We start from the raw sequence: 24,683 nt of genomic DNA, 5'->3' as shown, positions 1-24,683 counted from the left end.
AATCCAGTAGATCTACCTCAATAAAACCAACGAATCAGGCGCTCCTCTCTTAAAAAAAACGAATGAGCTGCGTTTTCTTTAGTATTGCCTTTTTTCCAAGTTACGGAAGTTTATTTTCATGGTAGTTGAGTATACAGATTGGGAAAGTGGGATAGATGTGCTTTTTTCACTTTAACAAGTTGTTGGATTCGAATGTCGATGGTCTTGGTTTGGGGCCAATTGGGATATTTGTCGATAAAGTCCCAGTGTTGTGGCATCCTTTTTGATGCTGTTAAGGATGGTTTCAAGTAGCTGGTGCTCTTCTGTTCTAACCCCATCTTGATGAAAAATGGTACAAGTAAGAATCTGGAAAATAATGCATATCCCTTCATTCTTTTCACCTGTATTTTAACCCAGCATATGCCCGCAATTTTCATCGCGTACTTCAATTTTAAATCTTTATCATAATTTAGGCATTTAAATAAGATACTTAAACTTAACGAAACAAAGTTGAAAATTTTGTCGAAAAAATACTTCCTAATTTTCTAAAAGAGGAGTAAAATAAATTTCGTTTCGTATTTATATTTTGGGGGTTACATAATGAGTTTTAAGAAAAAGGATAAGTTTTCAAACTTATTGAATGACATTTCTTCCAATCTAAAAGAGGCGGCTGAATATTTTTCTGATTATAAATTAAAACATGTCAGCGATCTTAAAATTTTTTCTGAGAAGATGAAGGGATTTGAAACGAAGGGAGACGGTTATGTTCATGAAGTGATTAAGGAACTAAACAATGCCTTTATCACTCCCATTGAACGAGAAGATATCCTAGCTCTGAGCATGAGTATGGATGATGTATTAGACGGACTTGAGCATTGCGCGGATCTATTTGAAATGTATTCGATTTTAAATGCGGATGAATATATGCTGCAATTTGTGGATGCGATTAAACAATGTTCATTTGAAATTCAAGAATCCGTAGAGCTGCTATCAACAAAAAAACTTCCGCAAATTCGGGACCATGCCATTCGAATCAAAGAGTATGAATCAAAATGTGATGGCGTTCAACGTCAAGCCATCAAACATCTTTTCTCTGTTGAGAAAGATCCAATTCGTATCATTCAATACAAAGAAATATATGAGACCCTTGAGGACATTGCAGATTATTGCCAAAATGTCGCCAACACTTTAGAAACCATCATCATGAAAAATGCATAAGGAGTTTTGACAAATGGATGCCCTTTTTATTTTAACAATCTTAATTGTCATTTTCGCCTTGGCATTTGACTTTATTAACGGGTTTCATGACACAGCTAATGCAATTGCAACTTCTGTTTCAACAAAGGCGCTAAAACCAAGACATGCGATTTTACTTGCTGCGGTAATGAACTTTATAGGGGCAATGACATTTACTGGAGTGGCAAAGGCAATCACAAAGGATATTGTTGACCCATTCACCCTAGAAAATGGATCTGTCGTTATTTTAGCGGCGTTGATTTCAGCGATTGCCTGGAACTTGATTACTTGGTATTACGGTATTCCTAGTAGTTCCTCCCATGCCATCATTGGATCGATTGCAGGGGCGGCAATTGCAGCCGCAGGATTTAGTTCATTAAATTATTCAGGTTTTCTTAAAATTATCCAAGCACTGATTATTTCTCCGATTCTTGCATTTGCCGTTGGGTATTTGGTTTACAGTCTTTTTAAAATCATATTTAAAAACAACAACTTAGCGAAGACAAATAAAAATTTCCGTCGTTTTCAAATTGTTACGGCAGCTGTCCAGGCTTATTCCCACGGAACAAATGATGCTCAAAAAGCAATGGGAATCATTACGATGGCGTTAATTGCGAGTGGTCATTTAACAACAGACGATGTTCCGTTTTGGGTACAATTGGCTTGTGCGACTGCCATGGGACTAGGTACATCAGTTGGTGGATGGAAAATTATTAAAACCGTTGGCGGAAACATCATGAAGATTCGCCCAGTCAATGGAGTTGCTGCCGACTTAACTGGTGCTTTAATTATTTTTGGAGCAACCTATATTCATTTACCAGTAAGTACAACTCACGTAATTTCCTCTTCTATCATGGGAGTAGGAGCTTCCCACCGCCTAAAAGGGGTCAAATGGGGAACAGCACAGCGAATGCTTATTACCTGGGTCATTACGCTTCCGATTTCAGCAACTCTTGCAGGCTTGGTTTATTTAATATTGAATTTATTCTTTTGAAATTGAAAGCTCAGAATTGACCCTGAGTTTTAGAAACTGCTACATGCGAGAGAACTCCCTAGTCAATTCTTTGATTTTTTACTGAATTGGTGGTTGAAATGGGTTGTAAACAAAAGTGGACAATTTCTATAAATGGAACTGTCCACTTTGTAATTTTGTCCATTTCTTTGTGAGAAAAAAAAGCCTAGGTAGGCTTTTTGGGTTAAATGAGTAGTTAGCAAAATCGTACCTTAACTAAAAACATTGATCCTATAAGACTTTGGTTTTTCAGCTTGAAGTTTATCTAACTCCGAGTATAGGCGCTTATATTCGACAATTGTTATTTCTCTATGAATATACTTATTTTGAATAAAATCTAATAATTCATTCGCGTGTAAGTGAGCGTGATTTCTTTCTTCTTTAAAACGTTGGATTAGCTCTTCGAATAACATGGAATCACTCCTCTAAAGATATCTAAACTTGAAAACGCTTCCGTATGTCAAGTTTAACACATCATTTTTCGAACTTTATTTATATAAATTTTCAAACTTTCGACACATATCTACATTTTCGTTGAGTAAGAATGCGATAGGTTTAGTGAACCGTGGAATAATTTGCAGAATTTACATAGCAGGTACAGCGGTTAAGGACATTTGGTTTAGGCACAGAATACCTTATCGTTGCATAGCAAAGAAGGTTATAGATTTGTATTCTCTAATAAAGAATAAAAAGCCCTGTCATAAGGGCTTTATTTCTGGAATACTGTGGTATGTGGTAATAAAGACAGCGCGAGTTCTGCGTTTAACCAGGAAGGTTAATTGACTGTAGGTGGGTTTGATCAATTCTCATTGTATAAGATTGAGGTTTTTCTGCTTGGCGTTTATCAAGTTCGCAAAATAGTTTCTTATATTCCACAATGGAAATCTCTCTATGAATATACTGCTTTTGAACATAATCTAAAAGGTCATTTGCATGAAGAGGAGCTTGATTCTTCTCAGAAGTAAAGCGATGAATAAGATCTTCTAATAACATATAATCCCTCCATTTTAAAGGTTGGTTAATTGTAAACGCTTCCATATATAGAGTATAACACGAGTTTTTTTGCAACGGTATTATAAAAATATTCAATCTTTCGACACATTCCCACATTCTTTATGTTTAAAAGGTAGAAAACCAATGAAATTTAATAGACATACAGAATTTTCTGCACGAGAGTATTCACCCACCTGTGTAGAAATCATTTAGATTTAGTAGACGGTTATTGTAAAGCCGATTTTAACGCAATTGTAGCCATTTCATATGTTTAAAATTAAGTTTGCATGCTCTTTTTGTCATAAGTGAGATTATTTTTTGTTAAAAAACAATATGGTTTGAGAAGAGAGCCATTTAAAAAAGTGCCTCAACTACCTTGATCAGCGTAATTAAGACTCATTCTTTGATTTGACAAATTCTTGCGAAACAGAAATAAACTCCCTAACTGCATAGGATAAGTATTTATTCTTTTTCCAAATCATTCCCAACTCGAGATTCACTTCAGATTGATAGAATGGGAGAATCGTAATCTCATTACTATTAATATCTTCACAGATTTTACTAGGCAAAAGGGCAACCCCCAATTTTCCCTCAACCATTCCAAGGATAAAATCTTTCTGGGAACTTTCACATACTATATTCGGCTGAAACTGATGTTTTCCACATTCCTCAATGATTTTGTCGTAGAGCGAAAAGTCTTTACGGTAAAGGATGAATGGCTCATATTCCAGGTCAGAAAAATGAACTTTCTCTTTTTTCGCTAAAGGATGATCATGATGAACAATTAACATTAAAGGATCTTTTAAAGCTTTGATAATCTCGAACGGACTATTCTGAGTTGGAAATGTACAAATTAGTCCAATATCTAAAGACCCGTTTTCTACACCTTGTTTAATTTTTTTCGTCCCAACCTCAGTTAAGGTTATTTTCACTTCAGGGTATGTTTCTTTAAATTGTCCAATTAACTTCGAAAAAAATGCAGCTCCGACAATTGGAGGAATGCCAATACGAATTTCACCTGTTTTCAACTCCATCATATCGGTTAATTCTAGAGTAAGGTTGTTAAAAGCTTCTAATACCTTCTTAGCATTGATTAAGACGGCTTTGCCTGCATCGGTTAATTCTAATTGTTTTGAGGAGCGATAAAATAATGGAACCCCTAATTCATCTTCCAAATTTTTAATCGCTTTACTGATTGATGGCTGAGTTACATGTAAGCTTTGTGAAGCTTTTGTAAAACTTAAATGTTCAGCGACTTCTGAAAAATACTCTAAATGCCGAATATCCAACCTAATATCCTCCTTCCATAGACATAAGGCATAATCACTATAACCAATATGTATTTTATTCACAATATTCTTTCATTTTATAATAAAAGGTTGCTCAAGTCTATATTCCTGTGCAATACTGCGAATTTTATCGAACAATCGTTCATCCATATAGCGAAAGGGCATAAGCGTTATAGATTATATGTATTTTATTTATATTTGGAATTCAGTGTATAATAAACACAATTTACTTGAGGTATCGCGGAGTTAAATAACTGAATATTTCTAAAAATATTTAACAGCGGTCATTATTTTATAAAAGGGGATGTTTAAGAATGAGTGATTTGCAAAAAGAATCGTTATTGCTGCACGAAAAGTATAAAGGAAAACTATCTGTTGAAGTTAAGATGCCATTAACCAGCATGAAAGACTTAAGCTTAGCTTATTCTCCAGGTGTAGCTGAACCTTGTTCGCAAATTCATAAACATCCAGAGAAGGTTTATGATTACACGATTAAAGGCAATCTAATTGCGATTGTCTCTGATGGTACTTCCGTTTTGGGATTGGGGGATATTGGACCAGAAGCCTCCATGCCAGTTATGGAAGGGAAAGCGGCTCTATTCAAAGCCTTTGCTGGAGTAGACGCTGTACCGATTTGCCTAGATACAAAAGATCCTGAAGAAATCATTAAAACGGTTAAACTATTGCAGCCAACATTTGGTGGAATCAACTTGGAAGATATTGCCGCTCCAAACTGTTTTTATATTGAAGAGCGGTTGAAGAAGGAAATGAAAATTCCTGTATTTCATGATGATCAACATGGGACTGCTATTGTCACTGCTGCAGGTTTAATAAATGCTTTGAAACTAGTTAATAAAAAGATCGATGAAATTAAAGTAGTTATAAATGGGGCAGGGGCTGCTGGTATCGCAATCATCAAACTTCTATTAAATATGGGTGTTCAAAACATCATTATGTGCGATACGAAAGGTGCAATATATGAAGGAAGACCAGTTGGGATGAATCCGATCAAAGAATCTGTTGCCCAAAAAACAAATAAAGAAAAACACGAAGGGTCATTATCCGATGTGATTATAGGCGCTGATGTTTTCATCGGTGTATCTGTGGCAGGAGCGCTAACGAAAGAAATGGTTGAAACGATGAACCAAGATGCCATTATTTTTGCAATGGCAAACCCAATTCCAGAAATCATGCCAGAAGATGCGAAAGCTGCTGGTGCGAAGGTTATTGGAACAGGTCGTTCTGATTTACCGAACCAAGTAAACAATGTCCTTGCTTTTCCTGGAATTTTCCGTGGAGCGCTTGATGTTTCTGCTACTGATATTAATGATGAAATGAAAACAGCTGCTGTAGAAGCGATCGCAAGCTTAATTGAGGAAGAAGAACTAACAGCTGATTACGTCATTCCAGGTGCACTAGACAGTCGAGTGGTTCCAGCTGTACGCGAAGCTGTTGCGAAAGCAGCCATTGAAACAGGGGTAGCTAGAAAAGCAATGTTACCTGTTCTGTAAAAATATTTTTTCAGGTACAGGAATGTCATAATTTATATTACATGATACGAAGCAGAGCTTTCATCTTTCACTTGCCTTTTGGACATGAAATTTAGGATATGAAGGAGAATGATTGGATTGAAAAGATCAGAAACCATTGTATTGAAAGAATTGCTTCGCTGCGAGCTAATTGAAAATTATCATGTAACTTATCAAGAAATCGAGCATCAGGAATTTGTGTTAAATGCCGATGGAATCGTCAGAGAGAATTTCTCTGTAGAAAAAACAGTAACAATCTATCGAGTTGAGGGATATTCCACTTTGCAAAAAATAAACTCCTATCCTGCGGAAAACTTAACAATGGTTGATTTGCTTAATATTCTTTTAAGAGAGTATCCTGAGCTCTTTAAAAAGGCGATGACAAAGAAAGCCGTATAAATCAAACACCCAAGCGGAAGCTTGGGTGTTTTTCGTAATTGAAACGAAACGTGAATGACTCAAATCTGATATGCTTGGCCTATATTGCGACAACTATTCCGTTAGCCTATTATTAGTCCTGCGCCTACATATAACGCTGTGGCAATAACTGCACCGATCACAGAAATCTTTAATTTATATCGAGCATATTCGACTATTGGCAAATCCAAAATCGAGGCAGTTGTTATCGTTGTATCACCCAATGGGGAGGTAAGTGCACCGAATGCACCACTTGCAAACACTGCGCCAACTGTTAAAGGAATTGAACCGCCTGTAGCAACGGCCAAAGTCATTCCAAGCGGCATAAACAATCCCCAAGTACCCCAAGAAGAACCAATAAAATAGCCAACAGTTGAACCAAGTACAAAAATGGCGGCTGGTGTTAAAGAGGCGGGGAGGAAAGTTCCTAATGTGGAACTAATGAACGCTGAAAAACCGAGGTCTTCAGCAGATAATGTAAGAGCCCAAATAAGTACGAGCAAACTAATAGCCTCCATCATTTGGTTACCACCATCATAAAAATGATATAACAACTCGCCTAGTTTTTGCCGCCTTGCGACATAAAAAACAAACGATAGAACTAATGTGATAAACACAGAAAGCAGCATTACAAACGTAGCATCTGCAACTGAGAAGGCTTCGAAAACGGTATCTGCGCCTTTAGCTGTTCCATCGAGGTATAAGAGAAATAATGATAATCCGAGCAATAAAAATACCGGTACAATCAAATTCCATGGTTGTGCTTTAACCATTGACAACTCTTTTTTTATGCCAACGCGGTGATATTCATGTTCTTGTTCTTCAAATTGTTTGGCATTTTTCTTATCTCCATTTTTTTTTCTGGGGTTCCATAATGTTTGAATGATTCCGATTAGCAGCATCACAATTGCAAAAAAGTTAAACAAAATGCTCATTAAGAAAACATTATAAGCTGTTAATTCCAAACCTAATTCTTGGATTCCTCCCTCAACTAAAGAAACCATAAACCCAACAAACGCCGTTGCAACAGGTAATAGGACAATAATTGATTCTGTTGAAATATCGAGCGTTAATCCTACTTTTGCTTTCGAGAGCTTCATTTTATTGACAAGGTTTTTTACAACAGGCCCAATCATCATAATCCGAAACATTGGCATCATGAAGGTAAACGGAAGCGTAAACCAAATAAGGCCAAGCAATCCTCGCTCATTATGAATTTTGGTGCCGACCCATTCAGAAAATCCTTTGATTCCTCCAGAGATGTTCATCATTCCAACCAAACCACCAAATAAATAGAGGAAGCCAATAATTTTAATGTTAGAAGAATCCGATAAAGTAGTGACCATATAATTAACGGAATGGTATGCTCCCTCAATCAAATCAGGTTTGACAATAAACGAGCCAGTTAGTAAGCCTACGACGAGACCAGGTAAAATATTTTTTAACCAGATGGACATTGAAATAACAATCAGAAAAGGCAATAGAGAAAGCCAAGTATAGTCCAAGTTTTCTCCCTCCTAGACGCATGTAGTTGGTAAACGTAATGAGTACCTTTCAATTCAATTAGTATGCCAGTTCACATGCAACTCTATTAGTTAACCTTACCAGAAGGTGTCGAGACAGAGCTTTGGTTACCATGTACTGTACCGATTTTTTAGATCTGAACGGGCATCGAAACAAACTGTCGGTTATCGCTATTCCTTTCTATCCCCGGTTTGCAGGCGCATATCTTCCTAATCACAAAGTGATTAAGGAGAAGACATCTTAAGAAAAAAACACCAGGACATAAATCCTAGTGTGTGTAACTAAAAAGATAACGCTTCCAAATCCATTCCAGTGTTTTGTTTAACACTGGTAGTCATGTTTCCGCTAGTAGAGTAAAATGAAAAAGCGAATGTCATTGATAATCCAAAAAATAATCCAGTAATGATTCCTATAGTTAATTCCTCAAAAGCAATGGACATCGTAAATCCAAATGGAATTGTTGTAAACAAAAAGATTATTAAAGTTTTTTTCATAAAATGCTCCTAGATTTTAATTTTTTTATCCAAGGTTGGAACCAACCGTTTGTAGATAGTTCAGACAGGATAAACAATCCTATTGTCAAGATTGTTTGCCCCTTTGGCCACTTATTCCATAAATTGCAATTGCAGTTAAAAATAAAATCGAGGATAAAGCCAGAACAATTCCGTTCCAATCACCTTTAAAAATAGTCACGTTAATTAGGGTCAGAGTGTGCATTAATATAATAATTAGGATTAGAACAACTGAAACCTTCAATAAATCACGTCCTTTGTAAAAAGTTCTCTCTTAATGGTACCAAAATTTGGAGGTTTTTAAAGGTTTTGCCCGAACTATGGAAAATAAGTAAACTCTTTTTTCAATCGGTGTATGTAGGAATAGCTTTATCTATTTTAAACAAGTGTAAAGGGATATGGAGGAGTTATAAGAACCTGAAAGAGGTAGATTCGATTCTTATCAAAATGCGCTAAAAAACGCTATTGTAATTTTTCCTCAATAGCGTTTTTTAATCAAACCTTTTGTAATTATCAAGGTATATAGTGGGACCAGCTTTTCTATTCGGCTTCAGCACACCAATTCAAGTCATTTTTATATCTGTTTCTAATGGAGGAGTTCTTTTAAGGTAATAGCATGTCGTCGGCTTGTATCAACGACTTCTTTTGCTAGCTGTTTGCTTTCTGGGTCCAAATCACCTTTGACCAGTTCTTCTGAGTATTCGACACCGTAGTTTTCCATCCCTTTAATTGCATCTTTGAGAATTTTCGCTTCGTCATCTGAAAGCATGACTTTATGCATAAAACTATGCATAGATCCAGAAACTCCTTCATCATCTGCGGGCACTCCACCAAGATTTTGAATACGTTCCGCTAGTTTAGTAGCATTTTGTTTCACTTCTTGTTGCATCATTTGGAAAGAGTTTATCAGCTCTTTATCTTCCAACTTTTCGATATGGTGTTCAAGAGAACGAATGCCCATATATGTTCCACGCAATAACGTATTTAGTTCCTCAATAACAACATTTGTATTCAATCCATCACATCCTTTTCCCTAATATTTTTCGATTAGTCTTCCTTTTTATTCGTAACAATGCCTAAAACTTCATTTATAATTAACGGGAAGGAGATGACGATGATGATTAGGCTAGAATATTTTAACCGTAACGATTTTGAATTGTTGATTGATTGGGTAGATCATCCAGAACTTTTGCTTCAATGGGCGGGACCGACCTTTGAATTTCCTATAACCATTGATCAATTAGAACACTACATAAAAGGTGCAAACCATAAGAGTGCCAATCATTATGTGTATAAGGTCATTAATGAAGAAACAAACGAAAGAATTGGTCATATCTCTCTAGGAAGAGTTGACCGTATAAATCGATGTGCAAGAATCGGGAAAGTGTTGGTAGGGAAAGGTCATCTTCGGGGGAAAGGCGTTGGCCAGCAGATGATTCAAGAAATATTGAAGATAGCCTTCAAGGAGCTGAATCTTCACCGGGTATCATTAGGTGTTTATGATTTTAATACCGCTGCAATTGCATGTTACGAAAAAGTGGGGTTTCAAAAAGAGGGCTTACTAAGAGAAGTTGCTAAATTTGAGGATGTTTATTGGAGTAGTTGGGAAATGAGTCTTTTAGAAAATGAATGGAAAGGGGAAGTGTAATCATTAGGTTTATCAAAGATATTGTGTTTACCCATTTTGATGCAGATGAGACGATCAAAACATATACGGTTTCAGAAAGGTTCGTCTCGAAAATTGCTTTTGCAATTAGTTAACAATTTGACGAGAAATAAACTCTTTTTTATGAATGTCGTCTTCAATTGTAAGGAATAATAAGAGATGTGTGTGCACATCCAGTGAGGATGAATTCATAAATAAGGAGAATGAGAAATGTCTGATGTTAACTTAGCCGTGATTTTTTACAGCATGGGTGGAACTAATTACCAACTAGCTCAATGGGCGGAGGCAGGTGCGAAAGACGCGGGAGCCAACGTTAAAATGTTTAAAGTCGAAGAATTAGCTCCTCAGTCAATCATTGATCGAAATGAAGCGTGGAAGGCAACAGTCGAAAAAACAAAAGATGTTCCAGTTGCAACTAGCGATGATCTCGAATGGGCGGATGCGATTATCTTTAGCGTTCCAACTCGGTTTGGGAATATGCCATCTCAAATGAAGCAATTCCTTGATATCCAAGGGGGGCTTTGGGCAACTGGAAAAACCGTCAATAAAGTGGTCAGTGCTATGACATCCGCTCAGAACCCACATGGTGGGCAGGAGGCTACATTATTATCCCTATATACAAGTATGATGCACTGGGGAGCGATTATTGCGACACCTGGATATACAGATCCTGTTCTATTTGGTGCAGGGGGGAATCCATACGGCACAAGTGTTACGGTCGACCAAGACGGTAATATGATTGAAGACGTACAAGCTGCGGTTAAACACCAAGCGAAGCGCACTGTAACAGTTGCGGAGTGGGTTAAAAAAGCAAATCATTAATGGAAAAAGTCAATCGGAAAAGACTTCGATTGACTTTTTTTATGGGATTAGATTAACTAGTGTGACAAAGTAAAAAATCATATCTTTTTACGTATGGGGGAAAATATGTTAACAATAGAGGTAATTTAGGAGTTTGATTACATAACAGAAAGTTGGAATGATTATGACGGAACGAAGTGTGATCTTTTTTGATATTGACGGAACTTTATTAGACCATGATAAAAAACTTCCCTCTACAACAAAGAAAGCAATTTTTGAACTGAAGAAACATGGGCATGAAGTAGCAATAGCAACAGGGCGTGCTCCTTTCATGTATGAAGGTTTACGAAAAGAACTTGGAATTAATACGTTTGTTAGTTATAACGGTCAATATGTTGTGTTAAATGGAGAAGTAGTCTATACAAATCCGTTAAATGTTTCTTCGCTTGAAAAGTTAACCGAAGCTGCACTGGAAAATGAGCATCCGGTTGTGTTTATGGATCACGAGGACATGAAAGCAAATGTGCCTGAGCATGGTTTTATTACGGAGAGCATCAGTACCCTTAAGATTGAGCAGTTTCCTACACACGACCCTCATTATTATAAAGGTCGAGACCTCTATCAAACCTTGCTATTTTGTCCAGAAGGGGAAGAACAGCAGTACGAACGACAATTTACAGACTTTGATTTTGTAAGATGGCATCCTGTATCCGTTGATATTTTACCTAACGGTGGTTCAAAAGCAAAAGGAATTGAGAAAATTGTTCAGAAACTAGGATTCTCTGAAGACCGTGTTTATGCTTTCGGCGATGGATTAAACGACATCGAAATGCTTACTACGGTTAAAAACAGTGTGGCAATGGGGAATGGGAAAGAAGAAGTAAAAGCTGTCGCAAAACATGTTACAGAATCTGTAGAAGATGATGGTATTTTACATGGTCTCCAGATGGTGGGCCTCCTCTAAACGTATCCTTTTCAATGCTAAAAAAAGCAGTTCATTTTTAATAATGGACTGCTTTTATAAAAAGAATAACCAAATGTAAATTCAACTTTAACGAAGATACTTTCTTTAACTAATATGGATTTCTAAACAATAAGCCCCATCTTGCTATCACCAGTCATAAGTTAGAATTGAGCTAGAAAAGTGTGTTAGATTACGAATAAATAACCGCACCAATCATTCCTGAAGCCACAATAATAAGGGCCGGATGCCAGTTCAATTTAAATAAGGCAAATAAAGATAAGATAAACAGGGCTACTAGACTGATATATTGAATGGTAAAATAAATTGAAATGACACCGTTCGCAAGAGCAAACTTTATGGATGCAAAAATGATTAAACCTGTCACAACAGGTTTCATTCCATAAAAAGCGGCGCTAACTGCCTTCTTTTGACGAAATTTCATTAAAAAAGAGTATATAAGGATAACAAGGAGGAAGGAAGGAAGTGTTATTCCTACAGCTGAAACGATGGCACCTAACCATCCATTAATAGAAAACCCTACAAGCACAGTAATGTTTGTTGCAATTGGCCCAGGTGCCATTCCAGCTACTCCAACTAGGTGAGTGAATTCTTGTGTTGTCATCCAGCCATGATGAACACTTTCATGTTCAATGACAGGTAGTATTGCATACCCTCCTCCAAATGAACCTAATCCAATGATAAAAAATGTGAAAAATAAATCTGTTAACATGAATCAACAACTCCATTTTACACGTCAAAACATTACCCCGATTTTCCCATCATTCGTTTTGTCGCTTGTTTTTGGAAAAAACCAAACCTTCTCAGAATCGACCAATTAATAATGCCTAATAAGGCACCGATAAAAAGCACAACTAACGGATGGATATAAAATAGAATTGGAATCGAGAGAACCAACAAGAAAAAAGTTGGTTTATCGACAATAGATGTTTTTGCTATTTTTATCGCAGAATAGACCATAAGAGCAACAATGGTTGTACCCATTCCCCTAAAGGCTCCCTTAACTAATGGATTCGATTGAAAAAAATAATATAGCCCACCTAACACCAACATGATAAAAAATGTGGGCAAAGAAATACCCATTATAGCAACAATCGCCCCATACAGGCCTTTAAGGCGATAGCCAATAAAAGTAGCCGTATTTACTGCGACCGATCCTGGGAGGGTTTGAGCTAAAGCTAATAAATCAGCCATCTCCTCTTCGGTTAACCATTTTCGATTCTCAACGATTTCTTTTGTTATGAATGGGATCATCGCAAATCCGCCACCAAAGGTAACAGGGCTAATTTTAAAGAAAGACCAAAAGATGGTGTGTAATCTTGAATTCATCTTGTTCACAGTTTCACCTTCAATTTAATTGTTTGCAAGCATGGTTACAAACTATCTTTCTTTTTAGTCATTTTCTAAAGAGATGCTTGACACATTAGTAATACGAATAAATACAAAATTGGTAAGGTGCTTATTTTAAATTCAGTAAAAGTAGGTCGGAAGCTAAGGGGGAGGAAAGATACGATATTATGCATTTTTTAGGGTTGCCATTTTTAAAGTCCTTAAACCAAAAAATGTATCTATATGCCTTGATAAGCGATAGTATATGTAAGAGAATATTTCCTATCTTTGGTACAATAGTGAGAGTTAGAAACAACCAAATAGTTTGTAAATAAGTAAATTTTCCGATTTATTAAAGATAATAGGAGTGACAAATATGGAGATAGGATTAAGTACATTTGTTGAAACAACACCAGACCCTCAAACAGGGGAGGTCGTAAGCCATGCGAAGCGAATACGTGAAGTGGTTGAAGAAATTGTATTAGCAGACCAAGTTGGATTAGATGTTTTTGGTGTTGGGGAACACCACCGTGAAGATTACGCTGCTTCTGCACCTGCCGTGATTTTAGCCGCTGCCGCTTCGCAAACGGAACGAATCCGGCTCACAAGTGCTGTGACTGTGTTGTCATCCGCTGACCCTGTCCGCGTTTATCAAGACTTCGCCACTTTAGATGCAGTTTCAAACGGAAGAGCTGAAATTATGGCTGGACGGGGTTCGTTTATCGAATCGTTTCCGCTGTTTGGCTATGATTTAAGTGATTATGATGAACTCTTTGAAGAAAAGCTCGAACTGTTGTTAAACATCCGCGACAATGAGATTGTCAACTGGAGAGGTGGCCATCGACCATCTATTCACAATCGTGGTGTGTATCCTCGACCTGTGCAAAATCCACTGCCTGTATGGATCGGTAGTGGAGGGAATGCTGAATCGGTCGTACGAGCAGGAATGTTAGGATTGCCACTAGTTTTAGCCATTATCGGTGGACGGCCATTGCAATTCGAACCGCTTGTTCGTTTGTATAAACGAGCCGCAACAAAAGCTGGACATAATCCCGAAAAATTAACAGTGGCCTCTCATTCACATGGATTTATTGCCGAAGATATGGAGACAGCTGCTGATAAGTTTTTTCCTTCAACCCAACAAGCGATGAACAAACTTGGACGTGAACGAGGATGGGGACCTTATGATCGCTCAAGCTTTGATTTTGCACGTAGTTTTGAAGGGGCCTTATACGTGGGGGATTCTAAGTATGTTGCCGATAAAATCATTCATCTTCGGAAAAATGTTGGCATTACTCGTTTTATGCTTCACTGCCCGGTTGGGACGATGCCACATGGTGACGTTATGAGGGCAATTGAATTGTTAGGAAAAGAAGTTGCTCCAATGGTGCGCGAAGAAGTGGCGAAATGGGAAAGTCAGGGGAATTCGTAATTTCGTGTTTTTACATAGAAAACGTTGGTCAGTGTTTACATAAGTGAAAATCACTAATCGTTCTAAAAGTAGAATGATTATAACCTAAAAAAGAGTATATTTGACTTTCTCTGCTAGTTGTCGTTCTAACATTAGGTACGTAACTAAAATTGGTTCAACTTAGGCATTCTCATTGACTATCTAGTCATTCTCATTTATACTATATTCGTATAGTATAAATGAGCTGTTTTAAAGGGGAGTAGCTTTAACAGCAAAGTCGTCATTACGGAGAGATATCTCTCGGCTTTGTTGGCAACCTTTTACGTTGTTAGCAAGACCTTTATCAATTTGTCATATGAATTGGTAGAGGTCTTTATTTTTAGAAAAGACTTTTACCAAAGGGTAAAAGTCTTTTTTGTTGAAAGTTCATCTTTTAAAAATGGAGGGCGGAAGCCTTAGGCAATGTTTGTTAATCCCCATAAAAAAAGTAAATAACTGTTTCGGCGTAATATTTGTATTGGATTCTAACTATAGAGAATAAGGGAGACAGATGTTAAAAATCATACGGAGGGAAAAATATGAATTTGACAATGAAAGAAATGCCTTTGCATGTAAAAAAAGAATTGGAAAAACTAGAGAGAATTATTAGCCCAGCGATGAAAAAAATGACAAAATACTCGTTATGGACGTTTCCATTATTGGGAGTTTCGATATTTAATCTAGTGAGTTTGATTTTCTTTGGAGCCCTAAACCGTGACACATTGCCTTTGGTGTTGTTTTTAGCCATTATTGGTGCAATTGGAATGGCTTTATATAAAGAAATAAAAATGCAGCGAAAAGAATTACAAAAAATCAGTGCTGAGTTTATGATCACCAGAATACAAAATAGTGAAGTTGCAAACGATTATCATAAGAAAATGTATATTGAATTGATTAAAGCACAATCAATTGGAAAAATGATGAATTCCTTTATCCAATTTCTAAATGAAGAAGAAAACCGGAAACGAATGCTGACATCATAATCAAAGGATACAATCGGAATCGATTGTATCCTTTTTATTTTGATTAAATCAGATACATTACGTTTACATAAATTGACCTAACTTGTTCACGCTAAAGAAATAGTCGTAAAACGAATTTATCTAGGTTCGATATAACTTAACTGAAGCAAAAATAGGTTAAAACCGTTATAAATGGAGGGATGGTAAGTATGTATTCATTTCGAGGCGATGCCCACAAATTGTATCTACGAATTAAGCAGGCATCCGCTCAGGAACAATCCTTCAATAACATGAAAGAGTTATCAGAAGTCGAAGAAATAAAACAACTTTATTATAAGCTAGACAGTGCAACATTGAAGTTAATTTTTTACCGAATGACTAAAGAGAAAAATGGCTCGGGGATGATTCCAATCTTTGTCTCTTCCGTCCCCTGGATGTTGTTTTTGTTTTCTAATCAAATTCAAGAATTTCTTTTTCGAGATGGGATTCTTTTGTGGATTGCCTTTTGTGTTGTGTATCTATTGACTTTATCTTTAAGTGTCATTCTTCATTTTCGTGAACGTGCATGGGCAGCGACTCATATTGAAATTATTCAGGACATTTTAAAAGAGAGAAAGGATCAAGTCATTTCAACAGATGGACCGAATGAAACGGGAAATACTAAGACTAATAATGTGGATAGAACTTCGCCTATTGTAAAAACTAAACAATAAACTAAATAGGGGATGTGTTATGGACGATAAGAAATTGACTTATCATGAAAAGTATACCTCTGTGGAAATTGGAAAACTATGGGCAACCTATACGGGGAATACCCTTTCTAAATGTATTTTAAGTTATTTCCTTAATAATGTAGAAGACCCTGAAATCGAAAAAATGGTTAAACAAGGTCTTGATTTAGGGAATTCATTTTTAACAAAAATTAAAGATTTCTTTAAAGAGGAAGACTTTGCAACGCCGATTGGATTCACGGAGAAAGATGTCGATGTTAATGCCCCAAGATTGTTTACGGATGAATATTACCTTTATTATTTGCGTTATGCTTCGAAAACGGCCTTGAGCCTTTATTCGATAGCAATTCCCTTAATGGTTGAAAAAGACGTAAGAGAGTTTTTTATAGATAGTTGTGCAGCGACCATTGAACTTGTTAATAACGCAAATGACTTATTAATTGAAAAGGGTCTTTTAAAGAAACCTCCAATGATTCCGATTCCTGATAAAGTTGATTTCCTAAAAAAACAAAATTATTTGAACGGTTTTTTTGGGAATGTTAGGCCGCTAAGCGCACTTGAAGTAACGCATTTATACGATATAATTGATACGAATGTCATTAGTAAAGTACTATTAATAGGTTTCAGTCAAGTTGCTAAAAATGACCAAGTCCGGAATTTCTTCTTGAGAGGTAAAAACTTAACACAAAAGCATATTGCAGTTTGTTCCAATCATTTACAAAAAGAAAACCTGCCATCCCCGCCGTTATTGGATGATTTCGTGACAACCTCCACGGTGTCGCCATTTGCGGATAAAGTAATGTTAGCTCACAAAATTGAAATGTTTTCGATGAAAATCAGGGCCTATGGAAATGCAATGTCCCTAGGTGCAAGGAGAGATTTGGGGGCAATGTACGGCAAGCTACTACTTGATATAGGGTTATATGTTGAAGATGGCGCAAACATTATGATTAATCATGGTTGGATGGAAGAGCCACCAAAAGCTGCAAGCCGCGATGAGCTATCGAAACATAGAGATTGAATAACGCAAGGACACGAAACAACTTCCCAAAGTTAGAATCGTGTCCTTTTTTGGGTTGTAAGGGTTATTTGATGAATTAAATTCTCTTTTTCATACCACATTTGCGACATTCGCGGATAAATACAAAATTCTTAACAGAACTATTGAATAACACATTCCCGCAGTTATCACATCGGCCACTGACTTTATCGGGGTACTCATTGTAATCATATATTTTCGTTAAGTCATATTCTGGTTTTTCATTTGCTTGATCTTTTTCCATGTTAAAGACTCCTTTTAAATCATCATCTTTACAACTCTATGATAACAAAATCGACTTGGCAAGGAAAACATGTTTTATAATTTTCACGAAAAGTGAGTGAGAATTATAAGTTTTAGTTTGAATTATTTGAATATATTGACAATTAGTGGTACATTTAATGGAAAATGAACAGATTTGTACATAGCAAAGGGGTATGGGGTGAAAAAGTATGGAACGAAAACAAAATAATCATTTTTGGATTTATGGCATCGTTGGAATGTTGACAACAATGGTCGTGTTGGCATTTGCTCGTTTATCATTTGGAGTCATATTGCCTTTTATGAAAGAAGGCCTGGAAATTAGCTATCAAGAAGCTGGTTATCTTGGAACGACGACTTCATTAGGGTACTTAGGAACTGTTGTTTTTGCTGGTATTCTAGCTTCAAAATGGGGAGGAAGACGAACAGTTTTATTAGGAATTTCACTTGTTACCTTTGGCTTTTTAGGGCTGTCCTTCTCCTCGTGGTATGGGCTTACGATTGTCTTCATGCTTTTTCTTGGAGTAGGTACGGCTTTTACTTACACACCTTTTATCTCCTTAGTTGTTGCACAATTCCCATTACAAAAAGGTCTAATCATTGGTCTTGTAACAAGTGGAGCTGGTATCGGTATGCTCCTTGCGGGAATAATTGTCCCATACTTAGCAGGTCTATACCCGATAGTTGGTTGGCGTGTAACGTGGGGGTTCTATGCTGCGATTGGATTTATTGTGCTAATTCTATCGCTTTTGTTTATTCAAAATCCGCCTGTTGCTAAGTCAGAAACTAAAGCTGATACATCTAACACTAGGATAAAGAATATTTATAAAAATTCGAATGTGATCCGTGTTGGGGTTTTGTATGGAATTGTAGGGCTTACTTATATTGTTCAAGTCATTTTTGTCATGAGTTTTATGATTGAATCAGGGATATCTACCGCAATCGCTGGGCGGTTAATGGCTATCAATGGAATTCTATCAATTTTTAGTGGGTTCATATGGGGAGCAATCTCTGACCGTTTAGGAAGAAGGTTCTCGTTGATGGCGACCACTACCATTACCACAATTGCGATGATGATTCCCGTCTTTTTTCCTACTCTTCTTGGGTTTTCGTTGCATATTATATTAATGAGCTGTACCGTAACAGGGTTATTTACTTTGGTCCAGGCATCCAGTATGGATTATGTTAAGCCTAGTGAAATGTCAATTGCTTTTGGCTATGTTACATTTTATTTCGCCTTAGGACAATTTATTGGACCGACAATTGCAGGTGCGATTATCGAGGGTTTCGGTGGATTTAGAACAGCCTTTTTCCTTTGTGCAGTTTGTTTAGGGGTTGGGTTTTTATTAACCATTAAGATGAAGAATAGTGAGGAAGTGCACCAAGTTGATCAGCCTTTGACTATTGAATCGTAAAGAACCAACTTAGAGAAACACCATGACAGGGAGGAGATTTAAAGTGAAAAAGGTGTTGTTATTTGGAGATCCAGGAATTGATGATGCAATAGCGATTATGTATGCGTTATTGCACCCAGAAATCGAGTTGGTTGGAGTTGTAGCAAGCTATGGAAATGTAAATGAAAAACAAGCCACTGATAATGCCGCTTATCTTTTACAATTGGCAGGAAGACAAGATATCCCTGTCATTCGTGGAGCGAAGGGACCTTTTTCAGGAGAGTTAGTGACATATTATCCTGAAATCCATGGTCCTGAAGGATTAGGCCCAATACGTCCACCTGAAGGTTTTAGTTACCAAGCACAGGATTTTGGAGCAGTATTTGATATTATTGCAAAATATAAGGATGAATTAACGATTGTTGATGTCGGGCGCTCCACGTCGTTAGCAACCGCTTATATTCTAGCAGGTGCAGACCAAATAAACCGTTCAAGTGCAGTTTATTTGATGGGTGGCAGTTTTCTGCATCCAGGTAATGTGACGGCAGAAGCAGAAGCGAATTTTCATGGCGACCCAATCGCAACAGATCTCGTCTTGGAAAAAGGGAGGAATATTACCATTATTCCACTGAATGTCACCGGTGATGCGGTGGTATCACAACAGGTAATTGATTGGATAGCTAATCAAAAAACCAACCCTTTTACATCGTTGATGAAACCCATTATGGATTTTTATATAGAAGCTTATAAGGAATTGTCGCCTGGTTTGGAAGGAGCACCTATCCATGATGCGTTAGCCTTGTTTGCCCTACTGAACCCAGACGCATTTGGATATCTCTCTAGGCGAGTCCGCGTGGACACCTCTAATTTATCAAGGGGAAAAGCAATCGCTGATTTCCGAACAAAACCAGAAGAAGAACCACCTGAAACTCTTGATCGAATTGCATTAACATTTAATTACGATGTGTTTTTAGAAGATTTTGTTAAAATTATGACCCGTAGACTGTAGAGGGAAAAGGTTTAGCTGGGGTGTGCTAGATAAGAGTAAGGTAGATGATCAGATACCGAAGGAGTTCCCTTATTGTCTCGCTTGGGATCCCGGTTCTTTTTCTGGATTGTCACATTCATCACAGGTAGGTGGGGCTTCTTTTTATCCTGCATTAACTGGCTGCAAGATCCCCAATTCAAGACTTAAGGAAGACCTAAAAAGGATAACTGGGGATCAAGAGAAAGTCAAAATCCTGATTGGTGAAATAGAATTTTTTACCTTAGAACTATCAACCAGCTATGGATAACTAACATTCAGTGGGGAAGAAGAAAAACAACACAGAATGAAGTTCCGCTTTATTAACTTGCCCCAAAGCTCATTCCTGGAATAACGGTTTCATGCGAGACGGATGAACAGACACAAAAACTCCCATGCAAGTGAGCACTTGTATGGGAGTTTTTGTTGAGTTTTGTCTCTTTCCTAGGAAATGGTTTCTCGTAGACTCTTTTAAGGTAGTAAGTACAGAACGGAGAAGAAGTGACATACAGTTCCAATTAAAACGAATAAATGCCAGACGGCGTGGTGATGTTTGAACAGCTTCCACATATAAAAAATGGCTCCAACTGTATAAGCAAGTCCCCCGATAACCAACAGGATTAACGAGTTTTGTGATAAATTTGTGGTTAAATCATTCCAAGCAAAAACAATTAACCACCCCATGACTACATATAAAATGGTCGAGGTAAACAGGAATTTTTTCACGAAAAAAGATTTAAAAATGGTACCACCAATCGAAAGCCCCCAAACAATTCCAAATAAAGTCCAGCTCTTCCAACCATCCACAGCAAGGAATAAAAACGGTGTATATGTTCCAGCTATAAAGAAATAAATGGATGAATGATCCATTATTTCAAAAAAGTCTTTCCCTCGACCTTGTGGTAGTGCGTGAACGAGAGTGGAGGAAGTGTATAACAGCACCATTGTGATTCCAAATAAAGTAAAACTAACAATATGCCAAGCTGTTCCATTCATCGAGGAAAGAACAATTAAGATAACGAGCGCGGCAATACTAAGAATTGCGCCAATCCCATGTGTAATTGAGTTTGAAATTTCTTCTTCTTTTGAAAAGACATGAGTAGTTGCCATGAAATGTTCAATCCTTTCTAGTCCTATTTAACATAAGGTATTGATTGTATTTTTTGCTCTTTTTTGTCATTTTATAAGCGTCTGCCAACCACCACTAATCAATTAATGAGTGATGCTTAATGTTTCTCATTATATGCTTCTTGGTGAAAGATGACTAGTGATGAGTATCATGTTTAACAGTAGAAAGTTTCGGGTAATAAAAAAACCGTAGGTCAGACGAAGCCTGAACTTACGGTTTTATCTTTTTTATGATGTAAACATTCCTTCTTGATTCAATACGGGTGTAACAAACTCTTGTAGCGTTCGTTCTTGCTCTGCATTTAATGGCACCATTGGGAGACGAACTCCACCGACATTCACGCCAAGCATATTCAAAGCTGCTTTTACTGGCGATGGGCTAGGAGCCATAAACAATGCCTTAATCGTTGGCAGAAGTGTACGATGAGTAAAGGCAGCAGATTGAATTTTTCCATTTTTAAAGTTTGTAATCATTTCCTGCATTTGATTGCCGATGATGTGAGAAGAAACGGAAACAACTCCCGCTCCACCAATGGATAATACAGGTAATGTCATACCATCGTCACCACTGTATACGAGGAAATCACTTCCTGTTTGGCTGATAATTTCGGCCATTGCATCTAAATCACCACTCGCATCCTTAATGCAGACAATATTTTCAATTTGAGAGAGGCGTACTACTGTTTCCACTGACAATGGAACCACACTTCTGCTCGGAATATTGTAAAGCATTACCGGCAGGGAAGTTGCCGCGGCGATTGTACTGAAATGTTGATATAACCCTTCTTGAGAAGGTTTATTATAGTAAGGGGCTACTAGCATTACACCATCAACGCCTACTTGTTCAGCTTCTTTTGTTAATTGAATTGAAGCTCTTGTGTTATTTGATCCGGTTCCAGCAATGACTGGAATCCTGCCATCAACGACTTCTACAACAAATTTAAATAGAGTAATTTTTTCGTCATTTGTTAGTGTAGGGGATTCTCCTGTTGTCCCTGCAACCACAAGCCCGTCGGTTCCATTTTGAATTAAATAATTGACTAAGTTTCTTGTCGCTTCAAAGTCGACTTCACCATTCCCATCAAATGGAGTCACCATCGCTGTTAATACTTGCCCAAAGTTGATCATATCTCCTCATCCTTTTCTATTATTATTATTTTTCGTGGAGAAGGACCTATAAATTAAACGCAAAAAAGCAACAACGAGGGTACGCTGTTGCAGTAGAAACAAACAAAATAGTTATCGCTTCTGCGCGTAAGATAGCCCTCCATATAGTCTCCTATATGACAGTCCTGCATTTTTTCAATAACAGAACCAACTTCAAGACCAATGAGTTTCTTGAAGCTTCGGCAAATCCCCCTTTCAGCATTCTTCATTGGACCTCATCTTCCTCTAAATGCATACTAATGGTTTTTGCACCTCTATCCTCACTTCAAAATTTTGAAATAAGAAAGTTATATGTAGTTGACTGTAATATAACAGAAAATAAAGACAATATCAAGGGATAAACCAATTTCTTTTTTTGTTTTTGAAAATTCGTATAGGTGCATAGAAAAATGGTGATTGAGCTGAGTGGTGTGAGTACTAGATTACTAGGTGAAAACTTCATAGTGTTGAACGAGAACTAAATAAAAATACTGGGCGTCAACGACTTTTTAAAACAAATCCCAACACTTTACTTACTATTCACAACAATAGACACCGATACTCAATCGTACCGGTGTCTATAAGAATACTTTATTGCGCCTCTTCTTCAGTAGTCGCCTCATCAAACTCAGTTTCTGTTGAACCTTCCGTGTTGAGTTCGGTATCAATAGAACCATCCGTTTCTACTTCATCTGACGTTGGAGCTTCCATGCTATCTTCTTCTACAGATGAATCCTCTAGATCACTTTCACTAGAGCTAGGAACCTCTGGACCCATTTCTCCAGATGCAGGTTGCTCTTGCTCAACTTGGCCATCAACTGGTGCATCTTCTGGAGTAATATTTTCCTCCGAGTTGGTCGTTCCACAAGCAGCCATTACCATCATCGCAAACAAAACTACTACAAATTTTTTTAGCATATTCATTCCTCCTAAATTATGGACTGTTTTTGAAACCGAATAAGAGAGTGACTATTTCAACTCCTTCCTCTCGAAGCTATTGTCAGTATATACAAGCCTTTTTGAGAATATTGTCGAGTTTTACTGATTACAGACGGTTTAACGAACTTGTTAATTTGCATTAATGTTTGAAAAAAATAGTGTTATATCGATTTAAGGATAAAGATTCAGATCGATTGTCATGGTATTCGTTTCTTTTTAACTAGGAAACTTCATTGTTTAAGCGAATCTATATGAAAAATAATCTGTTAGTTAGTCTTTAAGACTAACTCTTATAAAAGTCTCCTATTGCAAATGTTTCAACAGAATGACACAAATGAATTGTTTATAAAGAAAACCCACAAAAAACAATTGGTTCGAGCGTATTTTCTTAATATGATGCATTTACAAATTGGTAGAGTTTAGTTTGAAATGAATGGAGTGACTAAATGAAAAACTACATATTAGGTATTGCAATCGGTATTTCCTATGTATTAAGTGGTGTTATCCTTTTTAAAATAAGTGGTTTAGAAAATAAATTGGAGTCAATGGAGACTCTTTCTCATCAAATTTCAAGCGTTGACACGAATATTCAATCGGTCTCTTCAGAAGTGCAGACGAAAGTTGATGACTATTTACAAGAACAAAAGTGGATTTCTCAGAAGGATTATGAAGTCAAAAAGTTGGACTTAACCAATCAAACCGTAGATGTGGCGTTAAAATGGTCTCTTCGTGATTTACTTGACGAAGAAAAGGTCAGTTTCCTTTACCGGGAGGAAGAAACTCAAAATTGGACAGAGTTAAAGGTAATTGAAACGGGTGGTTTAAATTATTCGCTTCAACACACATTTCCACTTGATGGGAATTATGAAACACAATTAATCGCAACGGGTAAGAATGGTAAACGAAGTGAACCATTACTATCACTGAGATTCAATGAAATGTTAACCAACCGTATCACGATTGAAGCCTACTTGAACCCGGGTGATGAAGACCAGTATGATATATCTATTCATGTAAATAATCCATTAGAAAATGAAACCTTACCGATTCAGGACTACAACGATTTAAAAATAAAGCGTGCCCAAGCTGTGCTCTATGTTCGTGATCATGTTTGGAAAAAATGGGATTTACTAAAACAACATAATGATTTCAATGAAAGTGAATTTGTTGAAAGTCTAGATTTTACTGATACTGTGCAAATGGATAAAATCCAAAACGATGAAAAGGTAGAGTTACATGTAATTGTGGAGGATTTTCTAGGATTGCAATATAAAACAAAAGCTTTGGTTAATTAAAAATTAAAATTAGTCCATTGTCCTTCCGATAAGAGTACAAGGTGC

26 protein-coding genes and 1 riboswitch are annotated in these 24,683 nt (G+C 37.0%); of the genes, 14 read left to right on the top strand and 12 right to left on the bottom strand.

Going from position 1 to position 24,683, the window contains the following annotated elements:
• Positions 1 to 579: 579 nt before the first annotated feature.
• Both M3182_RS02395 and M3182_RS02390 read left to right on the top strand, forming a co-directional pair.
• Positions 580 to 1,197 (top strand): DUF47 domain-containing protein, encoded by a 618-nt coding sequence (locus M3182_RS02395; protein WP_251433359.1) that lies wholly within the window; start codon positions 580 to 582, stop codon positions 1,195 to 1,197.
• A 13-nt stretch (positions 1,198 to 1,210) separates the two neighbouring features.
• Positions 1,211 to 2,209, top strand: a complete 999-nt coding sequence (locus M3182_RS02390; RefSeq protein ID WP_251433357.1) for an inorganic phosphate transporter — start codon at positions 1,211 to 1,213, stop codon at positions 2,207 to 2,209.
• Between the two features lie 230 nt (positions 2,210 to 2,439).
• On the opposite strand, the gene yppF (M3182_RS26450) is transcribed toward M3182_RS02390, so the two are convergent.
• The 3 genes from yppF (M3182_RS26450) to M3182_RS02380 all read right to left on the bottom strand — a co-directional run bounded on the left by yppF (M3182_RS26450) (position 2,440) and on the right by M3182_RS02380 (position 4,509).
• Positions 2,440 to 2,640, bottom strand: a complete 201-nt coding sequence (yppF, locus tag M3182_RS26450) for a YppF family protein (RefSeq protein WP_432806619.1) — start codon at positions 2,638 to 2,640, stop codon at positions 2,440 to 2,442.
• 349 nt (positions 2,641 to 2,989) lie between these two features.
• A complete protein-coding gene (gene yppF / locus M3182_RS02385; RefSeq protein ID WP_251433353.1) occupies positions 2,990 to 3,220 on the bottom strand; it encodes a YppF family protein in 231 nt (76 codons plus the stop codon).
• A gap of 389 nt (positions 3,221 to 3,609) precedes the next feature.
• A complete protein-coding gene (locus tag M3182_RS02380) occupies positions 3,610 to 4,509 on the bottom strand; it encodes a LysR family transcriptional regulator (RefSeq protein ID WP_251433350.1) in 900 nt (299 codons plus the stop codon).
• A 314-nt stretch (positions 4,510 to 4,823) separates the two neighbouring features.
• On the opposite strand from M3182_RS02380, the gene ystJ reads away from it, so the two are divergent.
• A complete protein-coding gene (ystJ, locus tag M3182_RS02375) occupies positions 4,824 to 6,020 on the top strand; it encodes an NADP-dependent malic enzyme (RefSeq protein ID WP_251433347.1) in 1,197 nt (398 codons plus the stop codon).
• Positions 6,021 to 6,137: 117 nt separating this feature from the next.
• Positions 6,138 to 6,437, top strand: coding sequence for a hypothetical protein (locus M3182_RS02370; RefSeq protein WP_251433344.1), 300 nt, complete (start codon positions 6,138 to 6,140; stop codon positions 6,435 to 6,437).
• Between the two features lie 101 nt (positions 6,438 to 6,538).
• On the opposite strand, the gene M3182_RS02365 is transcribed toward M3182_RS02370, so the two are convergent.
• From M3182_RS02365 to M3182_RS02355, 3 genes are all read right to left on the bottom strand, one after another.
• Positions 6,539 to 7,960, bottom strand: coding sequence for a Na+/H+ antiporter NhaC family protein (locus M3182_RS02365; protein ID WP_251433341.1), 1,422 nt, complete (start codon positions 7,958 to 7,960; stop codon positions 6,539 to 6,541).
• A gap of 300 nt (positions 7,961 to 8,260) precedes the next feature.
• Positions 8,261 to 8,473 carry a hypothetical protein gene (locus M3182_RS02360; RefSeq protein ID WP_251556003.1) on the bottom strand — a complete coding sequence of 71 codons (213 nt, stop codon included), beginning with the start codon at positions 8,471 to 8,473 and terminating at the stop codon, positions 8,261 to 8,263.
• 604 nt (positions 8,474 to 9,077) lie between these two features.
• Complete coding sequence (locus M3182_RS02355; RefSeq protein WP_251433335.1) at positions 9,078 to 9,506, bottom strand: DUF2383 domain-containing protein; 429 nt, start codon at positions 9,504 to 9,506, stop codon at positions 9,078 to 9,080.
• Positions 9,507 to 9,608: 102 nt separating this feature from the next.
• Here M3182_RS02355 and M3182_RS02350 point away from each other — a divergent pair, with 102 nt between their 5' ends.
• The 3 genes from M3182_RS02350 (at position 9,609) to M3182_RS02340 (ending at position 11,922) form a co-directional block, all read left to right on the top strand.
• On the top strand, positions 9,609 to 10,139 hold the full coding sequence (locus M3182_RS02350; protein ID WP_251433536.1) for a GNAT family N-acetyltransferase: 531 nt from the start codon (positions 9,609 to 9,611) through the stop codon (positions 10,137 to 10,139).
• Between the two features lie 228 nt (positions 10,140 to 10,367).
• On the top strand, positions 10,368 to 10,979 hold the full coding sequence (gene wrbA, locus M3182_RS02345) for an NAD(P)H:quinone oxidoreductase (protein WP_251433332.1): 612 nt from the start codon (positions 10,368 to 10,370) through the stop codon (positions 10,977 to 10,979).
• A 163-nt stretch (positions 10,980 to 11,142) separates the two neighbouring features.
• On the top strand, positions 11,143 to 11,922 hold the full coding sequence (locus M3182_RS02340) for a Cof-type HAD-IIB family hydrolase (RefSeq protein ID WP_251556001.1): 780 nt from the start codon (positions 11,143 to 11,145) through the stop codon (positions 11,920 to 11,922).
• Between the two features lie 190 nt (positions 11,923 to 12,112).
• Here the strand turns inward: M3182_RS02340 and M3182_RS02335 are convergent, their stop codons facing one another.
• A complete protein-coding gene (locus tag M3182_RS02335; protein WP_251433326.1) occupies positions 12,113 to 12,652 on the bottom strand; it encodes a chromate transporter in 540 nt (179 codons plus the stop codon).
• Positions 12,653 to 12,684: 32 nt separating this feature from the next.
• Complete coding sequence (locus tag M3182_RS02330; protein ID WP_251556027.1) at positions 12,685 to 13,269, bottom strand: chromate transporter; 585 nt, start codon at positions 13,267 to 13,269, stop codon at positions 12,685 to 12,687.
• A 376-nt stretch (positions 13,270 to 13,645) separates the two neighbouring features.
• Between M3182_RS02330 and M3182_RS02325 the strand changes: the two genes are divergently transcribed.
• From M3182_RS02325 to M3182_RS02310, 4 genes are all read left to right on the top strand, one after another.
• On the top strand, positions 13,646 to 14,701 hold the full coding sequence (locus tag M3182_RS02325) for an LLM class flavin-dependent oxidoreductase (protein ID WP_251433323.1): 1,056 nt from the start codon (positions 13,646 to 13,648) through the stop codon (positions 14,699 to 14,701).
• 557 nt (positions 14,702 to 15,258) lie between these two features.
• A complete protein-coding gene (locus tag M3182_RS02320) occupies positions 15,259 to 15,702 on the top strand; it encodes a DUF5392 family protein (RefSeq protein ID WP_251433320.1) in 444 nt (147 codons plus the stop codon).
• A 188-nt stretch (positions 15,703 to 15,890) separates the two neighbouring features.
• Positions 15,891 to 16,394: a hypothetical protein gene (locus tag M3182_RS02315; RefSeq protein ID WP_251433317.1), complete on the top strand. Its 504-nt coding sequence runs from the start codon at positions 15,891 to 15,893 to the stop codon at positions 16,392 to 16,394.
• A gap of 19 nt (positions 16,395 to 16,413) precedes the next feature.
• Complete coding sequence (locus tag M3182_RS02310; RefSeq protein WP_251555999.1) at positions 16,414 to 17,433, top strand: DUF3231 family protein; 1,020 nt, start codon at positions 16,414 to 16,416, stop codon at positions 17,431 to 17,433.
• 76 nt (positions 17,434 to 17,509) lie between these two features.
• Here the strand turns inward: M3182_RS02310 and M3182_RS02305 are convergent, their stop codons facing one another.
• The gene (locus tag M3182_RS02305) at positions 17,510 to 17,695 is read right to left on the bottom strand and encodes a DUF8096 family protein (protein WP_251433309.1); all 186 of its coding nucleotides are present in this window, start codon (positions 17,693 to 17,695) and stop codon (positions 17,510 to 17,512) included.
• Positions 17,696 to 17,903: 208 nt separating this feature from the next.
• On the opposite strand from M3182_RS02305, the gene M3182_RS02300 reads away from it, so the two are divergent.
• Together M3182_RS02300 and M3182_RS02295 are read left to right on the top strand one after the other, a co-directional pair.
• Complete coding sequence (locus tag M3182_RS02300) at positions 17,904 to 19,127, top strand: MFS transporter (RefSeq protein ID WP_251433306.1); 1,224 nt, start codon at positions 17,904 to 17,906, stop codon at positions 19,125 to 19,127.
• Positions 19,128 to 19,170: 43 nt separating this feature from the next.
• Entirely contained in the window at positions 19,171 to 20,115 is a 945-nt protein-coding gene (locus tag M3182_RS02295) for a nucleoside hydrolase (protein ID WP_251433304.1), read from the top strand.
• Between the two features lie 486 nt (positions 20,116 to 20,601).
• Here M3182_RS02295 and trhA read toward each other — a convergent pair whose 3' ends face one another.
• From trhA to M3182_RS02280, 3 genes are all read right to left on the bottom strand, one after another.
• Entirely contained in the window at positions 20,602 to 21,240 is a 639-nt protein-coding gene (trhA, locus tag M3182_RS02290; protein ID WP_251433301.1) for a PAQR family membrane homeostasis protein TrhA, read from the bottom strand.
• A 246-nt stretch (positions 21,241 to 21,486) separates the two neighbouring features.
• Positions 21,487 to 22,383 (bottom strand): 4-hydroxy-tetrahydrodipicolinate synthase, encoded by an 897-nt coding sequence (gene dapA / locus M3182_RS02285; RefSeq protein ID WP_251433527.1) that lies wholly within the window; start codon positions 22,381 to 22,383, stop codon positions 21,487 to 21,489.
• 127 nt (positions 22,384 to 22,510) lie between these two features.
• A riboswitch (Lysine riboswitch) is annotated at positions 22,511 to 22,690 on the bottom strand.
• A gap of 305 nt (positions 22,691 to 22,995) precedes the next feature.
• Positions 22,996 to 23,322, bottom strand: a complete 327-nt coding sequence (locus tag M3182_RS02280; protein WP_251555998.1) for a hypothetical protein — start codon at positions 23,320 to 23,322, stop codon at positions 22,996 to 22,998.
• 467 nt (positions 23,323 to 23,789) lie between these two features.
• Here M3182_RS02280 and M3182_RS02275 point away from each other — a divergent pair, with 467 nt between their 5' ends.
• Complete coding sequence (locus M3182_RS02275; protein WP_251433295.1) at positions 23,790 to 24,638, top strand: hypothetical protein; 849 nt, start codon at positions 23,790 to 23,792, stop codon at positions 24,636 to 24,638.
• Positions 24,639 to 24,683: the final 45 nt, after the last annotated feature.

The sequence above is a fragment of the Mesobacillus maritimus genome, assembly GCF_023715205.1.
GTDB classification, from domain to species: domain Bacteria; phylum Bacillota; class Bacilli; order Bacillales; family Cytobacillaceae; genus Mesobacillus_B; species Mesobacillus_B maritimus_C.
The sequence above is the reverse complement of the archived record's forward strand: the minus strand, read 5'-3'. Positions and strand labels throughout refer to the sequence as shown.

Excerpts from the sequence above, each read along its gene's own strand:
- M3182_RS02395 (WP_251433359.1), top strand. The coding sequence starts at position 580 with ATGAGTTTTAAGAAAAAGGATAAGTTTTCAAACTTATTGAATGACATT.
- M3182_RS02390 (WP_251433357.1), top strand. The coding sequence starts at position 1,211 with ATGGATGCCCTTTTTATTTTAACAATCTTAATTGTCATTTTCGCCTTG.
- yppF (WP_432806619.1), bottom strand. The coding sequence starts at position 2,640 with ATGTTATTCGAAGAGCTAATCCAACGTTTTAAAGAAGAAAGAAATCAC.
- yppF (WP_251433353.1), bottom strand. The coding sequence starts at position 3,220 with ATGTTATTAGAAGATCTTATTCATCGCTTTACTTCTGAGAAGAATCAA.
- ystJ (WP_251433347.1), top strand. The coding sequence starts at position 4,824 with ATGAGTGATTTGCAAAAAGAATCGTTATTGCTGCACGAAAAGTATAAA.
- M3182_RS02360 (WP_251556003.1), bottom strand. The coding sequence starts at position 8,473 with ATGAAAAAAACTTTAATAATCTTTTTGTTTACAACAATTCCATTTGGA.
- M3182_RS02350 (WP_251433536.1), top strand. The coding sequence starts at position 9,609 with ATGATTAGGCTAGAATATTTTAACCGTAACGATTTTGAATTGTTGATT.
- wrbA (WP_251433332.1), top strand. The coding sequence starts at position 10,368 with ATGTCTGATGTTAACTTAGCCGTGATTTTTTACAGCATGGGTGGAACT.
- M3182_RS02340 (WP_251556001.1), top strand. The coding sequence starts at position 11,143 with ATGACGGAACGAAGTGTGATCTTTTTTGATATTGACGGAACTTTATTA.
- M3182_RS02335 (WP_251433326.1), bottom strand. The coding sequence starts at position 12,652 with ATGTTAACAGATTTATTTTTCACATTTTTTATCATTGGATTAGGTTCA.
- M3182_RS02330 (WP_251556027.1), bottom strand. The coding sequence starts at position 13,269 with ATGAATTCAAGATTACACACCATCTTTTGGTCTTTCTTTAAAATTAGC.
- M3182_RS02325 (WP_251433323.1), top strand. The coding sequence starts at position 13,646 with ATGGAGATAGGATTAAGTACATTTGTTGAAACAACACCAGACCCTCAA.
- M3182_RS02320 (WP_251433320.1), top strand. The coding sequence starts at position 15,259 with ATGAATTTGACAATGAAAGAAATGCCTTTGCATGTAAAAAAAGAATTG.
- M3182_RS02315 (WP_251433317.1), top strand. The coding sequence starts at position 15,891 with ATGTATTCATTTCGAGGCGATGCCCACAAATTGTATCTACGAATTAAG.
- M3182_RS02310 (WP_251555999.1), top strand. The coding sequence starts at position 16,414 with ATGGACGATAAGAAATTGACTTATCATGAAAAGTATACCTCTGTGGAA.
- M3182_RS02305 (WP_251433309.1), bottom strand. The coding sequence starts at position 17,695 with ATGGAAAAAGATCAAGCAAATGAAAAACCAGAATATGACTTAACGAAA.
- M3182_RS02300 (WP_251433306.1), top strand. The coding sequence starts at position 17,904 with ATGGAACGAAAACAAAATAATCATTTTTGGATTTATGGCATCGTTGGA.
- trhA (WP_251433301.1), bottom strand. The coding sequence starts at position 21,240 with ATGGCAACTACTCATGTCTTTTCAAAAGAAGAAGAAATTTCAAACTCA.
- M3182_RS02280 (WP_251555998.1), bottom strand. The coding sequence starts at position 23,322 with ATGCTAAAAAAATTTGTAGTAGTTTTGTTTGCGATGATGGTAATGGCT.
- M3182_RS02275 (WP_251433295.1), top strand. The coding sequence starts at position 23,790 with ATGAAAAACTACATATTAGGTATTGCAATCGGTATTTCCTATGTATTA.